Annotated in this window: 15 protein-coding genes; 10 read left to right on the forward strand and 5 right to left on the reverse strand. The window is 59.7% G+C overall.

Annotation, left to right across the window (positions count from 1 at the left end):
• Positions 1-86: 86 nt before the first annotated feature.
• Together PspR84_RS03870 and PspR84_RS03875 are read right to left on the reverse strand one after the other, a co-directional pair.
• Positions 87-662, reverse strand: a complete 576-nt coding sequence (locus PspR84_RS03870; protein ID WP_034154374.1) for an NAD(P)H-dependent oxidoreductase — start codon at positions 660-662, stop codon at positions 87-89.
• A 55-nt stretch (positions 663-717) separates the two neighbouring features.
• Positions 718-1,599: a LysR substrate-binding domain-containing protein gene (locus PspR84_RS03875; RefSeq protein WP_160055613.1), complete on the reverse strand. Its 882-nt coding sequence runs from the start codon at positions 1,597-1,599 to the stop codon at positions 718-720.
• 213 nt (positions 1,600-1,812) lie between these two features.
• Between PspR84_RS03875 and PspR84_RS03880 the strand changes: the two genes are divergently transcribed.
• The gene (locus PspR84_RS03880) at positions 1,813-2,577 is read left to right on the forward strand and encodes a sulfite exporter TauE/SafE family protein (protein WP_160055615.1); all 765 of its coding nucleotides are present in this window, start codon (positions 1,813-1,815) and stop codon (positions 2,575-2,577) included.
• Here PspR84_RS03880 and PspR84_RS03885 read toward each other — a convergent pair.
• On the reverse strand, positions 2,567-2,881 hold the full coding sequence (locus PspR84_RS03885) for a putative quinol monooxygenase (RefSeq protein WP_160055617.1): 315 nt from the start codon (positions 2,879-2,881) through the stop codon (positions 2,567-2,569). The two genes, PspR84_RS03880 and PspR84_RS03885, sit on opposite strands and share 11 nt — an antisense overlap.
• Before the next feature lie 184 nt (positions 2,882-3,065).
• On the opposite strand from PspR84_RS03885, the gene PspR84_RS03890 reads away from it, so the two are divergent.
• The 9 genes from PspR84_RS03890 (at position 3,066) to PspR84_RS03925 (ending at position 11,252) form a co-directional block, all read left to right on the forward strand.
• Positions 3,066-3,656, forward strand: a complete 591-nt coding sequence (locus tag PspR84_RS03890) for an NAD(P)H-dependent oxidoreductase (protein ID WP_160055619.1) — start codon at positions 3,066-3,068, stop codon at positions 3,654-3,656.
• A 108-nt stretch (positions 3,657-3,764) separates the two neighbouring features.
• Positions 3,765-4,676: a LysR family transcriptional regulator gene (locus tag PspR84_RS03895; RefSeq protein ID WP_160055621.1), complete on the forward strand. Its 912-nt coding sequence runs from the start codon at positions 3,765-3,767 to the stop codon at positions 4,674-4,676.
• A gap of 103 nt (positions 4,677-4,779) precedes the next feature.
• The gene (locus PspR84_RS03900; protein WP_160055623.1) at positions 4,780-5,673 is read left to right on the forward strand and encodes an NAD-dependent epimerase/dehydratase family protein; all 894 of its coding nucleotides are present in this window, start codon (positions 4,780-4,782) and stop codon (positions 5,671-5,673) included.
• A gap of 140 nt (positions 5,674-5,813) precedes the next feature.
• Positions 5,814-6,155 (forward strand): hypothetical protein, encoded by a 342-nt coding sequence (locus PspR84_RS29560; protein WP_238785212.1) that lies wholly within the window; start codon positions 5,814-5,816, stop codon positions 6,153-6,155.
• Positions 6,085-6,447 carry a Fic family protein gene (locus PspR84_RS29565; protein ID WP_238785214.1) on the forward strand — a complete coding sequence of 121 codons (363 nt, stop codon included), beginning with the start codon at positions 6,085-6,087 and terminating at the stop codon, positions 6,445-6,447. Before PspR84_RS29560 ends, PspR84_RS29565 begins: the two co-directional genes overlap by 71 nt.
• A 632-nt stretch (positions 6,448-7,079) precedes the next feature.
• Positions 7,080-8,429 carry a GntP family permease gene (locus tag PspR84_RS03910; RefSeq protein ID WP_160055625.1) on the forward strand — a complete coding sequence of 450 codons (1,350 nt, stop codon included), beginning with the start codon at positions 7,080-7,082 and terminating at the stop codon, positions 8,427-8,429.
• A gap of 16 nt (positions 8,430-8,445) precedes the next feature.
• Positions 8,446-9,306 carry a MurR/RpiR family transcriptional regulator gene (locus PspR84_RS03915; RefSeq protein ID WP_160055627.1) on the forward strand — a complete coding sequence of 287 codons (861 nt, stop codon included), beginning with the start codon at positions 8,446-8,448 and terminating at the stop codon, positions 9,304-9,306.
• Position 9,307: 1 nt separating this feature from the next.
• Positions 9,308-10,765: a D-aminoacylase gene (locus tag PspR84_RS03920; protein ID WP_160055629.1), complete on the forward strand. Its 1,458-nt coding sequence runs from the start codon at positions 9,308-9,310 to the stop codon at positions 10,763-10,765.
• Positions 10,766-10,883: 118 nt separating this feature from the next.
• Positions 10,884-11,252: a glyoxalase superfamily protein gene (locus PspR84_RS03925; protein WP_007911550.1), complete on the forward strand. Its 369-nt coding sequence runs from the start codon at positions 10,884-10,886 to the stop codon at positions 11,250-11,252.
• A 251-nt stretch (positions 11,253-11,503) separates the two neighbouring features.
• Here the strand turns inward: PspR84_RS03925 and PspR84_RS03930 are convergent, their stop codons facing one another.
• Positions 11,504-11,869, reverse strand: coding sequence for a hypothetical protein (locus PspR84_RS03930; protein ID WP_099757938.1), 366 nt, complete (start codon positions 11,867-11,869; stop codon positions 11,504-11,506).
• A 481-nt stretch (positions 11,870-12,350) separates the two neighbouring features.
• Positions 12,351-13,367 (reverse strand): AraC family transcriptional regulator, encoded by a 1,017-nt coding sequence (locus PspR84_RS03935; protein ID WP_160055631.1) that lies wholly within the window; start codon positions 13,365-13,367, stop codon positions 12,351-12,353.
• Positions 13,368-13,373: the final 6 nt, after the last annotated feature.

The raw sequence follows: 13,373 nt of genomic DNA on the forward strand, positions 1-13,373 counted from the left end.
CACAGGCGACGGACGGGCTCATGAAGGGAACCCGAAGAGGCACTGACGGCGGCGGGTGCGCCGTCAGTTGAGGCGGCTGGAAAACCTTAGACGGCGGCGGTCACGCGCGCCTTTTCCAGCCACGCATCGCGCTGGTTTGGCTTGGAGCCAAGGATTGGCCCGAAGGTCAGCGTCTTCAGTGGCTTGATGCCGCAAAATTCCAGGGTGGTCTTGCGCATCTGATTCAGCCCCGGCATCCCATAGATCCATTTGTAGTACCAGTACGGCGTATCCATGGTCACCAGCAAATGCGCGGTGCGGCCCTTGAGCAGCTTGTCGGGGAAGGCTTTGCCTTCGCGGTATTTGAAGGCGAAACCCGGCAGGAAAATCCGGTCGACGAAGCCTTTCAACAGCGCCGGAATCCCGCCCCACCAGATCGGATAGACGAATGTCAGGTGCTCGGCCCAGGTGATATCGGCCTGGGCTTGCAGCAGATCGGGCTCCAGTGGCTGCACCTTGTTGTAGCCTTCGTGCAGGACCGGGTCGAACTCCAGCGCATCCAGACGCAACAGCCGCACCTCATGCCCGGCGTCCTTGGCGGCCTGAACGTAAGTCTCACTCAATGCCCCGCAAAAGCTGTCGGTGGAGGGGTGACCCAGTATCACGAGCATTCGTTTGCTCATTGTGTGTACTCCTGAAATGAAGCGCACAGGATAGAGTCTGCCCCTAGCGGTAGAGTCAAGGCACCAGCGCATCAAACAAGGCCCGGGCGTAACCGGGCAGGTGGTCGAAGTCCCGCGCGCACAGTTGCAGAGTGCGATGGGCCCAGACTTCGTCCAGCGGCCGGCACGTTATCGAGTGCACCGCCGCCCAGCGCTCGATGGCCACCTTGGGCACGATGGCCAGCCCCGCACCTCGCGCCACCATGCGCATGACGCCCTCGAAGCCATCGGCACGGATCCGGATCGACATGCGCTGGCCGATGTGCAGCGCTTGTTCCTCCAAGTGAATCGCCAGCGCGCTGTGATTGCCTAGCGCTACATAGTCGTGCGCCAGGGTTTCACCAAACGTCAGCGACGCCTGACTCGCCAAAACATGCTCAGGGGGCAGGATCAGCACCAATGGATCGTCGCGAAAAGGCCGGGTCTGCAGGCCGTGGGTGTCGACCGCATCGGAGACGATCCCGAGGTCCGCCGCGCCTTGGCGCAAGGCATGGGTGATGCGCGCGCTGGGCAACTCCTGCAAGTCGATGTCGAGATTGGGATGATCGCGCAGGAAGTCCGCGAGCACTTCCGGCAGGTATTCGGTGATCGCCGTGGTGTTGCACAGCAAACGCACCTGACCTTTGACGCCTTGGGCATAGTCGGCCAGATCCTGCTGCAGGCGTTCGGCCTGTTGCAGGAGGATGCGCGCGTGCTGGGCCAACGCTTTACCGGCCGGCGTCGGGGTGACGCCACGACGGCCGCGTTCGAGGAAATCGATGCCGAGCGAGGCTTCCATTGCGCGGATTCTGGCGCTGGCGGCGGCCAGGGATAAATGGCTGCGGGCAGCGCCGGCGGTGATGTTGCCGGTGTCGAGGATGTGCAGATAGAGGCGCAGGTCGGTGAGGTCGAAGTGCATGGGCAGCCTCTGAAAGTTCTGGTGTCTGGGCTGGCCTCATCGCGAGCAGGCTCACTCCTACATGGGATCTGTGGCGAACGCAAAACCTGTAGGAGTGAGCCTGCTCGCGATGAGGCCAGAAGCCTCAAAAATATATCAGCCTCTTGTTAGGGCGGAGGCACCCTCAGTATATGGCAGATTTTCAGCCAACCCCGACTGGCGCAAAGTAGCGCCATGCACACACTCACAGATTTCTACCAACACCTCGGTCTGGCCCTGTCTTTGTTGGTTATCGCGACCTTCATCCTCGCCGGCATGATCAAAGGCGTGATCGGCCTCGGCCTGCCCACCGTCGCCATGGGCTTGCTCGGTCTGGCTATGGCGCCGTCGCAGGCAGCCGCGTTGCTGATCATCCCGGCAACCCTGACCAATGTCTGGCAACTGGCATTCGGCGGGCACTTGAAAGGACTGGTTAAACGCCTCTGGCCAATGCTGCTGATGATCTTCCTCGGCACCGGAATCGGCACGTTGTCGATCGGCATGGCAGGCGGGCATTGGGTGGTGCGCGGGTTGGGCGCGGCGCTGTTGCTTTATGCGTTGAGCGGTTTGTTTCTGCCAACGCTGAGCGTCAATCCCCGCCATGAAGGCTGGCTGGGTCCGGCGTGCGGTTTGATCACCGGTGTCATCACCTCGGCCACCGGCGTCTTCGTGATTCCGGCGGTGCCGTACCTGCAAGCGCTGGGCTTGAATCGCGATCAACTGGTGCAGGCACTGGGCCTGTCATTCACCGTTTCGACGCTGGCATTGGCCGCAGGATTGCTCTGGCGTGGCGCCCTCGGTGGCGGCGAACTGAGTGCTTCGCTGCTGGCGCTGATCCCGGCCATTCTCGGTATGTTGCTGGGCCAATGGCTGCGCGAACGGATCAGCGCCGTGTTGTTCAAACGGGTGTTCTTTGTCGGTATGGGCGCGCTCGGCGCCCACTTGTTGATCAGCGGTTAGCCGAGGCTTCGCTGAGCATTTCGATCTGGCGGATATCGAAATCACGTTCCAGATAATCCATGCGCCGCTCAAAGAATGCCTTCATGTGCGGCAGGTTCGAGTGCACATCCAGGTGCGCTTGCGATGCCCAGATCTCGTAGAAGATAAACAGCGTCGGATCTTCCTTGTCGCGCAGCATGTGGTACTCGATACAACCCGGCTCAGCGCGACTCGGCTCGACATAGGCGCGAAACAGCGCTTCGAAAGCCTCGGCTTGTTCCGGGCTGGTCTTGGCGTGCAGGATAAACCCCAAGCGTTCACTCATCACAACGACTCCTCAAATTCAGAACGCCGCGGATGTTATTGCAACAATCTGCTTTAGATTCGTGCCTTTTGATCAAATGTATTTTGCGCAACCACGGCTTATTCCGCGCGAGGCGGATCGTTAATCTGCCGCCATTCCAGTTTCCCTTCTCCATCCAGCCCAATGGTTGCACCGAGGCTTTCTCATGAAAAAAGTGCTGTTGCTCAATGGCGGTAAAAAATTCGCCCACTCTGACGGTCGCTACAACGCCACCCTGCATGAAGCCGCGTTGAGCGTGCTGGATCGCGGCGGCTTCGATGTGAAAACCACCTTCATCGACGAGGGCTACGACGTCGCCGAAGAAGTGGCCAAATTCCTCTGGGCCGACGTGATCATTTATCAGATGCCGGGCTGGTGGATGGGCGCGCCATGGACGGTGAAAAAGTACCTCGACGAAGTTTTTACCGAAGGCCACGGCAGCCTCTACGCCAGCGACGGCCGCACCCGTTCCGATGCATCGCAGAAGTACGGCAGCGGTGGCCTGATTCAGGGCAAGCAGTACATGCTGTCGCTGACCTGGAACGCACCGCAGCAGGCCTTCGATGATCCGACTGATTTCTTCGAAGCCAAAGGCGTCGACGCGGTGTACTTCCCGTTTCACAAGGCCAACGAGTTTCTGGGCATGACCGGGTTGCCGACGTTCCTTTGTGTGGACGTGATGAAGCGGCCGAATATCGAGGCTGATGTGGCGCGTTACGAGCGGCATCTGACCGAGGTGTTTGGTCTCAAGGCCTGAATGGTTTCGGGCTACTATCGGTGGTAACAGCAAAAGATCGCAGCCTGCGGCAGCTCCTACAGGGAGCTGCAGTCATCTGCGATCTTGGCGATCTCAAAGAGGACACCCGTGAAAGCCAGATCCGATGAGTTGCAGATTTTCGTCTGCGTAATCGAATGCGGTTCGATTTCTGCCGCCGCTGAGCAGGTCGGGCAAACGCCGTCGGCGGTCAGCCGCACGTTGTCGCGGCTGGAAGCCAAGCTCGACACCACGCTGATCAATCGCACCACGCGGCGCATGGACCTGACCGAAGAGGGCAAGTATTTCTTCGAGCAGGCCAAGCTGATTCTCGATCAGATGGAGCAACTCGAAGAGCGTCTGTCTTCACGTCAGCAAACCCCGTCCGGGCGCTTGCGCATTAATGCCGCGTCACCGTTCATGCTCCACGCGGTCGTCCCGTACATCGACGAATTCCGCCGCCTCTATCCGGACATCCAGCTCGAACTCAACAGCAATGACCTGATCATTGACCTGCTGGAACAAAGCACCGACATCGCCATCCGTATCGGCACCCTGGCTGACTCGACGCTGCACGCGCGCTCGCTCGGTTGCAGTCCGCTGCTGATCGTCGCCAGCCCTGCCTACCTGGAAAAACATGGCGCGCCGCAGCAAGTCGCCGATCTGAGCGAACACAACTTGCTCGGCTTCACCCAGAACGAAGGCCTCAACCAATGGCCGCTGCGCTATGTGCACGGCGACCGCTGGCCAATCACCCCGGCGATCAGCGCCTCCAGCGGCGAGACCGTGCGCCACCTGGCGCTGGAAGGGCAGGGCATCGCCTGTCTGTCGCACTTCATGACCATCGATGACATCCGTGCCGGGCGCCTGAAAGTCCTGCTCGGCGAATTCAACAGCGGTTATCGCCAGCCGATCAACGCCGTGTACTACCGTAACTCGCAACTGGCGCTGCGCATTCAGTGCTTCCTCGACTTTATCCAGAGCAAACTCGCCGCTTACGCCAGCGCCGACTTTAAGGGCTGATTCGTGACCTCTGCGCAAGAGTGAATTGGGCGGCGGCGGGTTTTTCCCTGCGGCTCACGGGCCGATACTCGTCTCATCACTTACTCACGCAGGGAGTTTCTCCATGAACGTATTTGTCACCGGCGCTGCCGGATTTATCGGCGGCTCGATTGCTACCGGTCTGGCTCAGGCCGGTCATAAAGTCACCGGTTTGGTGCGCAGCGCCGAACAGGCTGAAGAGCTGAAAGCCATCGGGATCATCCCGGTCATCGGCACTCTCGACGACAAAACACTGCTCGCCGAACAGGCCCGCGCTGCCGACGCGGTGATCAACGCCGCCAGCAGCGATCATCGCGGTGCAGTTGAAGCGTTGCTCGATGCCTTGCGCGGTTCCAACAAAGTGTTCCTGCACACCAGCGGTTCGAGCATCGTCGGTGATGCCTCGGGCGGTAAATCCAGCGACGTCATCTACTACGAGGACAACCTGCCGGAGCCGACCGTCGACAAGGCCGCCCGCGTGGCCATCGACAACCTGATCCTCGCGGCGGCGAAGGACGGCGTGAATTCGGCAGTGATCTGCAACACGCTGATCTATGGCCACAGCCTGGGCGTCAACCGCGACAGTGTGCAATTGCCGCGACTGCTCAAACAAGCACGCAAAAGCGGGGTAGTGCGCCACGTCGGCACTGGCCAGAACATCTGGTCCAACGTGCATATCGAAGACGTCGTTGCCCTGTATCTGCTGGCGCTGACCAAAAACGTACCGGGTACTTTCTACTTCGTCGAAAGCGGCGAAGCGTCGTTCATCGACATGACCACCGCCATGGCTGAAGCGCTGAACCTGGGCCAACCGCAAGACTGGCCGTTGAAAGACGCTGAAGCCGAGTGGGGCTACGAAATGGCCAACTACGGCCTCGGCTCCAACAGCCGAGTGCGCGGCAAACACGCCCGCGAACTGCTGGGCTGGGCACCGAAGCGCACGTCGGTGGTTGAATGGATTCGTAACGAAATGGTGTGATTGCTGTTTGAGCCCCGCCGGGCTTTGTTATCACCCTTTAGAACGGCTGCCATTGGGCAGCCGTTTTCGTTTCGGGCTTTGCGCTTGTGTCACGCCAGACCTATGGTGCTCTGAACATTGCCAGTTCAGCAGGTACAAGGATGATTAACCGTTATGACGCAGAAGGTGCACAGAGCCGCTTTCAGCCTGGCTCTAAGGATCAAGTGCTGAGCAATAAACTGGGAATTATCGAACCCGAAGACATGGATGATGCAGAGCTGGTTTTGTTGGAAAAGCTCTACCAATCTGTACTCATCGAGCATTTGCCTGATCGGTCACTCACTGTTCAGGATCTGAAGGATTGGCATCGACACTGGCTCGGGAACATCTATCCATGGGCGGGCGATGTCCGTGCGGTAAATTTGGGCAAGGATGGATTTTTCTTCGCCGCTGCGCCGCTGCGCCGCTGCGCCGCAGATTCCTCGGTTGCTCGACGTATTTGAAAGGGACTGTCTTGCCAAATACATGCCATGCCGGCCCGATCTGGACGAGAACCTGATTCGCGCCATTGCTGTAACGCACGTCGAGTTCATCCTTATTCATCCCTTTCGCGAAGGTAACGGACGCTTGTCGCGATTACTGGCGGATGTCATGGCCGTGCAGGCGGGCTACGTGCCGCTGGACTACAGCAGTTGGGAGCGAAACAAAGAGGCTTATTTTGCAGCCATCAACCAAGGGCTGAACTGCAACTACGAACCCATGGAGTATTGGGTCCGACAAGCATTATGGACTTGAGGCGGGACTACTTGGCCAGGGACAAGTGCAGGAACTTACTGGACCTGAGTTTGAGTTTGCGCTCAATGGTCTCGACGCATTGACCTGTCTCGATGGCTGTCGAACTGGCAACTGCGCGGATCAACGTTTCGGTTGTCAGTTTTTTTTTGGTGCGAGGCGTGGGGCTCATGGCAGGGACTCCGCGGAGGTTGTCAGGCGAGTATAGCGCTTGGCTGGATTTGAAAAACATGTCCATGGCTGGGCACCGAAGCGCACGTCGGTGGTTGAATGGATTCGTAACGAAATGGTGTGAGTCGTCCACCAGCTCCCACAGGTTTTGCGCATTCTGTCTGGAGGAATGCGATCAAAACTGTGGGAGCGAGCCTGCTCGCGAAAGCGCTGGATCAGTCGGCAGAGATGTTGAATGTGATGCCGCCTTCGCGAGCAGGCTCGCTCCCACATTGATTTCTCGTTCACCGAAAAGCCATGTAAATCCCGCCCCGTGATTTTCATTAATCACGACAAGACATATCCATCTGCGACACGCCTTGCCTCTCCACGAAAATTACTTTCATGTGGTTTGAAATCTCGATCTCGAAATGATTTATGAGTTTCACAACCCATTCGAACGTGACCCTTTCGAGGAGTACCGCATGACGCCTTCCTTCGGCTATTGGCTGCTGGTCTATGCCGCCGTCGCCATCATCGCGCTGATCGTGTTGATCGCCCGTTACCGGCTCAACCCGTTCATTGTCATCACCCTGATTTCCATTGGTCTTCCGCTGGTCGCGGGCATGCCGCCGTCAGGCGTGGTGGGGGCGTATGAGGCCGGGGTGGGCAAGACGCTGGGGCATATTGCGCTGGTGGTCGCGCTGGGGACGATGCTCGGCAAGATGATGGCCGAGTCCGGCGGCGCCGAGCAGATGGCGCGCACGCTGATCGACAAGTTTGGCGAGAAGAACGCGCACTGGGCGATGGTCTGCATCGCCTTCCTGGTCGGGCTGCCGCTGTTCTTCGAGGTCGGTTTTGTCTTGCTGGTGCCGATTGCCTTTACCGTGGCGCGCCGCGTCGGCGTGTCGATTCTGATGGTCGGTCTGCCGATGGTCGCCGGCCTGTCGGTGGTGCATGCGCTGGTGCCGCCGCACCCGGCGGCGATGCTGGCGGTGCAGGCTTATCAGGCTTCAGTCGGGCAGACCTTGCTGTACGCGATTGCCATCGGCATTCCAACGGCAATCATTGCCGGCCCGCTGTACGCCAGATTCATCGTGCCGCGCATTCACTTGCCGGCCGATAACCCGCTGGAAAAGCAATTTCTCGACCGCGAACCGCGCGACAAACTACCGGGTTTCGGCATCACCATGGCGACCATTCTGTTGCCGGTGGTGTTGATGCTGATCGGCGGCTGGGCCAACCTGATTTCCACCCCGGGCAGCAGCTTCAACCAGTTTCTGTTGTTCATCGGTAACTCGGTGATTGCGCTGCTGCTGGCGACCTTGTTGAGCTTCTGGACGCTGGGTATCGCCCAGGGTTTCAACCGCGAATCGATTCTGAAATTCACCAACGAATGCCTGGCACCCACCGCCAGTATCACCCTGCTGGTGGGTGCTGGCGGTGGCTTGAACCGCATTCTGGTCGACGCGGGCGTCACCGATCAGATCGTCGGCCTCGCTCATGAGTTTCACCTGTCGCCGCTGATCATGGGCTGGCTGTTCGCCGCGCTGATGCGTATCGCCACCGGTTCGGCGACCGTGGCCATGACCACCGCGTCCGGCGTGGTCGCGCCGGTGGCCATTGGTCTGGGTTATCCACACCCTGAACTGTTGGTGCTGGCGACCGGCGCTGGCTCGGTTATCTTTTCCCACGTCAACGACGGCGGCTTCTGGTTGATCAAGGAATACTTCAACATGACGGTCGCGCAGACGTTCAAGACCTGGACCGTGCTCGAGACGTTGATCTCGCTGGTCGCGTTCGGGCTGACTGTCGGCCTTTCTTATCTGCTGTAACCGGAGCCCGCCGCCCATGGACATCCTCTACCAGATCCGCGCCCGTCAGGATTCCTTCAGCGCGGGCGAAGGCCGTATCGCCCGGCTGATGCTCGACGACGTCGGTTTCGCCGCGAGTGCCAGCCTCGAAGACCTCGCGCAACGCGCCGAAGTCAGTACCGCCACGCTGTCGCGTTTTGCCCGTACGGTCGGTTGCCGCGACCTGCGCGATCTGCGCCTGCAACTGGCTCAGGCCAGCGGCGTTGGCAGCCGGTTTCTCGACCCGGCGGGCACGCCTGAACAGTCGGCGTTCTACGGGCAGATCGTCGGCGATATCGAAACCACGCTGCGCCAGCATCTGGCCGGATTCGACGAATCGCGCTTTGCCGATGCGGTGAAAATGCTCGGCCAGGCACGAATGATTCACGCCTTCGGCTTGGGCGGTTGCTCGACCCTGTGCAGCGATGAATTGCAGGTTCGCCTGGTGCGCCTCGGCTATCCGATCGCGGTGTGCCATGACGCGGTGATGATGCGCGTCACCGCCGCCAGCCTGAACGCCGAGCAAGTGCTCATCGTCTGCTCGCTGACCGGCATCACCCCGGAATTGCTCGAGACTGTCGAGCTGGCGCGCAACTACGGCGCACGCATTCTGGCGATCACCCGCGCCGACTCGCCACTGGCAGAACTGGCCGACATCGTCCTGCCGCTGCAAGGCGCAGAAACCTCGTTCATCTACAAACCGACGGCGGCCCGCTACGGCATGCTGCTCGCCATCGATGTGCTGGCGACCGAGCTGGCGCTGGCCAGTCCTGAAGACAATCAAGAACGTCTGCGGCGGATCAAACTCGCCCTCGACGAATACCGTGGCGGCGACGATCACCTGCCGCTGGGAGACTGACATGCTGTACGACACGCTGATTCGCAACGCCCTGATCATCGATGGCAGCAACATGCCCGGTTACCGCGCCGACGTGGCGATTCGTGAGGGCCGCATCGAGCGTATCGGTGCCTTGCACGACGCCACGGCAACCGAAGAAGTCGACGCCGCCGGCCGCGTGCTGGCGCCGGGTTTCATCGACGTGCACACCCACGACGACACGGTGGTGATTCGTCAGCCAGAGATGCTGCCCAAGCTCAGCCAGGGCGTGACCACGGTGATTGTCGGCAACTGCGGGATCAGCGCTTCGCCCGTGACATTGAAGGGCAATCCGCCCGACCCGATGAACCTGCTCGGTACAGCGGCGGCATTCGTTTATCCGCGCTTCAGCGATTACCGCGCGGCGGTGGAAGCGGCCAATACCACGCTGAACGTGGCGGCACTGATCGGCCACACGGCGCTGCGCAGCAATCATCTGGATGATTTGTTCCGTACCGCGACGCCAGAAGAAATCGCCGCGATGCGCGAGCAGTTACGCGAAAGCCTTGAGGCCGGTGCATTGGGTTTATCCACAGGTCTGGCGTATGCGAGCGCCTACAACGCCTCCACCGATGAGGTGATGCAACTGACTGAAGAACTCACGGCCTTTGGCGCGGTGTACACCACCCATTTGCGCAGCGAATTTGCCCCGGTTCTGGAAGCGATGGACGAGGCGTTTCAGATCGGTCGACATGCGAAATCGCCAGTGATTATTTCCCACCTCAAATGTGCCGGCGTCGGTAACTGGGGGCGCAGTCCGCAGTTGCTCGCGTCGTTGGAAGAGGCAGCGAAAACTCACCCGGTCGGCTGCGATTGCTACCCGTATGCGGCGAGTTCTTCGACGCTGGATTTGAAGCAAGTCACCGATGCTCATCGCATCACCATCACCTGGTCGACGCCGCACCCGGAAGTCAGCGGTCGCGATCTGATCGACATCGCTGCCGAATGGAATCTGAAGCTGCTCGATGCCGCGAAACGCCTACAACCGGCAGGCGCGGTGTATTACGGCATGGACGAGGCGGATGTACGAAGAATCCTCGCCCATCCGTTGTCGATGGTGGGTTCTGACGGACTGCCGGAAGACCCGTTCCCGCACCCACGCCTGTGGGGCGCTTTCCCACGGGTGTTGGGACATTTCAGTCGTGATGTCGGGCTGTTTCCGCTGCACACCGCCGTACACAAGATGACCGGTTTGTCGGCGGCGCGATTCGGGCTGAAAGAGCGCGGTGAGATTCGTGAAGGTTATTGGGCGGATCTGGTGTTGTTCGATCCGGCGACGGTGCGTGATGTCGCGGATTTCAATGATCCACAACGGGCTGCGCAGGGGATTGATGTGGTTTGGATCAATGGCGTGTTGAGTTACCGCGATGGACAGGCGAATGGTCGCAGGGAAGGGCGGTTTCTCGCTCGACAGGGTGATCTGCGCGACAACTTTCACTGAGGTTTCGCGGACTGGATCACAGTGATGGCACATTGCGACTAAAGAAAGTCATCAACAGGCCGAATTGCTGACATCCACCCCGTCTACACTGTGGGGCCAATCAGTCAGGGAGCACCCCATGAGCTTCGGCAAAACCACCCCGATCCTGCGGATCTTCGATGAAGCCAAAGCTGTCGAGTTTTACGTCGACTTCCTCGGTTTCAAGATCGACTGGCAGCATCGCTTCGAGGCGAATTTTCCGTTGTATCTGCAGGTGTCGCGTGGCGAATGTGTGTTGCATTTGTCCGAGCATCATGGCGATGCGTGCCCGGGTTCGGCGCTGCGTATCGAGACGGATGAGCTGGAGGCGTTTCAGCAGCAGTTGGTGGCCAAGGATTACAAGTTTTCGCACCCGGGTATTCAGGCGATGCCGTGGGGGAGTCAGGACATGACGATTGTTGATCCGTTTGGTAATCGGCTGGTGTTTACCAACGCGATTTGTCTCTGAGCTGAAAAGCCCCTCACCCTAGCCCTCTCCCGGAGGGAGAGGGGACTGAACGAGTTGTCTGGCGCTGTACATCGACCTGAAAGACCGAGTCGATTATGGATTCACAGCAGCACTCTCAGGTCGGTGTATCTAGTGAACATCCCCCGGTCGGCCCCCTCTCCCTCGGGAGAGGGCTGGGGTGAGGGGAAAATGGCACACCGCAAAAAGAAGCCCGCCACCTGACCATCACAGTCGGGCAGCGGGCTTTTTCGTTACTCGGTCGGCACTAACCTGTCCAACACGCGATTGACGGCCATTTCCGCCACCATCACCACTTGCGCGATGCCCTGCAGGGTTTTGCGGTGAGTGCCTTCAACCTGCGCGGCATGGTTGTTGAGCATGACGGTCGCCGAGCCAAGAGTTTCGCTGGCGTCGGCCAGCAGGGATTCGGTGCCTGCCTCGGGGTTGGCCATGTACAGCGTGTTGGGCGAGTAGGGCGTTGCCATGAGGTCGGCGTTCGTCGGACCGAGGTAGTGATCGAGGGCGCGTTCGGCGGCTTCGTGGAATTTCTTCGAATCAGCGGATTCGTAGGGGGAGGCCGGGTCAGTGACCGGCGGGTTTGGCGTTATCTTGAACATAGCTGTGTTCCCTTTGTTGAGCGGCAACCCTTTGGCTACTAAACGAAAGGGTGGCAGCTGTACGCAGGTTAGTAGACCGGGGAACTCAGCTAAGCCGGCGCGCCGAAGCGCCCTGCGTACAGCCACCATATAGCTCAGGTGCGGGAGCACCTGTGATGAGTGTACGACCAGCAGAGTTACCGCCGGGCTACTAAACCCGATCACTGGGAATCAGTGACGCAATCAAGTTACGCAGCATGCTCAGGGCGCACAAGCCGGCGGATTCTGGCTTAGGCGTAGGTTACGGCGCAAGGATTTGTGGGCTGTTTCGCGTAACGCTGAGTGTCTTTAAACACCTATAGATAAAAGTGTTTATTGTGTTGTGGCGGCTGGCCTCATCGCGAGCAGGCTCACTCCTACAAGGGATTGTGCCGGACACGGAATCTGCGTTCACTGGAGATCAATTGTAGGAGTGAGCCTGCTCGCGATGAGGCCCGTGCAATCACCCGCGATGCATCTGCCGAAACTCCCCCGGCGGCATCCCGCGTCGGCTCTTGAACGTACGATGAAACGAGCGCGGTTCGGTAAACCCCAGATACTGCGCAATGTCCTGAATCGGCAGCGCGCTGTTGAGCAAATAATGCTCAGCCAGCTCCTGGCGCAAATCATCGAGAATCTGCTGATACGACGTCCCCGCCTGATGCAATTGCCGCTGCAGCGTACGCACTGAAACAGCGAGCTGTTCGGCGACCTGCTCCTTGCGCGGCAGACCTTCCTTGAGCAACTGCCGCAGGATGTTCTTCACCTGCTGCTCCAGCGACGCATCCTCCAGCGTCGCCATCAATCCCAACGCATGTTCTTCCAGCGTGCGCAGCAACTGCGCATCGGCCTGACGCAACGGCAGCTGCAAATACGCCAGCGGCACGACCAGCGCCGAATACGGCTGATCAAACAGCACCGGGCAATCGAAAAACGCTTCGTACTGCGCTGGCGTCACCTCGGCCGGGCACGAATGTTCGAGCCAGACCCCGGCCGGCGACATCTGCGTGTCGGCGATCCAGCGTGCATAGTGCAGCCATGAGCCGAGGACGTTTTCCACCAGATGCCGGCGGATTCGCGGGCGCTGATAACGGCAAGTCCAGATCAGGTGCACGTGGCCGTCCTGCACCTCGGCGCGGCTGACGCCCATGTCCCCCACCAGTTTCTCGAACGGCATGATCCGGCTCATCGCATCACCGAGCGTCGCACAGTTCATGGTGATGTAACCGAGCACGCTCCACGAATTGGGCAGGACGAAGTTCGCCGCGTTGAGCCCGAACAATGGATCGCCCGAGTGCTCGCAGAAATAATCCAACAGCCGTTCATGCGCCTCACCGGGCAAACGCAGGGTGTTGTCGCTCAACTGCTGCGCCTGCAAACCCGCCGCCGCCAACGCAGGTTCAATCGCCATGCCCAGTTGTTCAGCATGGCGCAGGTACTTGAGCAGCGGCGGAACCGAGGTGAAGCCGAGCGATTGCATGAACCC

Origin of the sequence: Pseudomonas sp. R84 (assembly GCF_009834515.1) — a bacterium.
Classification (GTDB): domain Bacteria; phylum Pseudomonadota; class Gammaproteobacteria; order Pseudomonadales; family Pseudomonadaceae; genus Aquipseudomonas.

Bases quoted from the DNA above. Each gene is read 5' to 3' on its own strand.
- PspR84_RS03870 (WP_034154374.1), bottom strand. From the start codon at position 662: ATGAGCAAACGAATGCTCGTGATACTGGGTCACCCCTCCACCGACAGC.
- PspR84_RS03900 (WP_160055623.1), top strand. From the start codon at position 4,780: ATGAACGTATTTGTCACCGGCGCTGCCGGATTTATCGGCGGCTCGATT.
- PspR84_RS03915 (WP_160055627.1), top strand. From the start codon at position 8,446: ATGGACATCCTCTACCAGATCCGCGCCCGTCAGGATTCCTTCAGCGCG.
- PspR84_RS03910 (WP_160055625.1), top strand. From the start codon at position 7,080: ATGACGCCTTCCTTCGGCTATTGGCTGCTGGTCTATGCCGCCGTCGCC.
- PspR84_RS03890 (WP_160055619.1), top strand. From the start codon at position 3,066: ATGAAAAAAGTGCTGTTGCTCAATGGCGGTAAAAAATTCGCCCACTCT.
- PspR84_RS03880 (WP_160055615.1), top strand. From the start codon at position 1,813: ATGCACACACTCACAGATTTCTACCAACACCTCGGTCTGGCCCTGTCT.
- PspR84_RS03935 (WP_160055631.1), bottom strand. From the start codon at position 13,367: ATGCAATCGCTCGGCTTCACCTCGGTTCCGCCGCTGCTCAAGTACCTG.
- PspR84_RS29560 (WP_238785212.1), top strand. From the start codon at position 5,814: ATGATTAACCGTTATGACGCAGAAGGTGCACAGAGCCGCTTTCAGCCT.
- PspR84_RS03930 (WP_099757938.1), bottom strand. From the start codon at position 11,869: ATGTTCAAGATAACGCCAAACCCGCCGGTCACTGACCCGGCCTCCCCC.
- PspR84_RS29565 (WP_238785214.1), top strand. From the start codon at position 6,085: ATGGATTTTTCTTCGCCGCTGCGCCGCTGCGCCGCTGCGCCGCAGATT.
- PspR84_RS03885 (WP_160055617.1), bottom strand. From the start codon at position 2,881: ATGAGTGAACGCTTGGGGTTTATCCTGCACGCCAAGACCAGCCCGGAA.
- PspR84_RS03920 (WP_160055629.1), top strand. From the start codon at position 9,308: ATGCTGTACGACACGCTGATTCGCAACGCCCTGATCATCGATGGCAGC.
- PspR84_RS03925 (WP_007911550.1), top strand. From the start codon at position 10,884: ATGAGCTTCGGCAAAACCACCCCGATCCTGCGGATCTTCGATGAAGCC.
- PspR84_RS03875 (WP_160055613.1), bottom strand. From the start codon at position 1,599: ATGCACTTCGACCTCACCGACCTGCGCCTCTATCTGCACATCCTCGAC.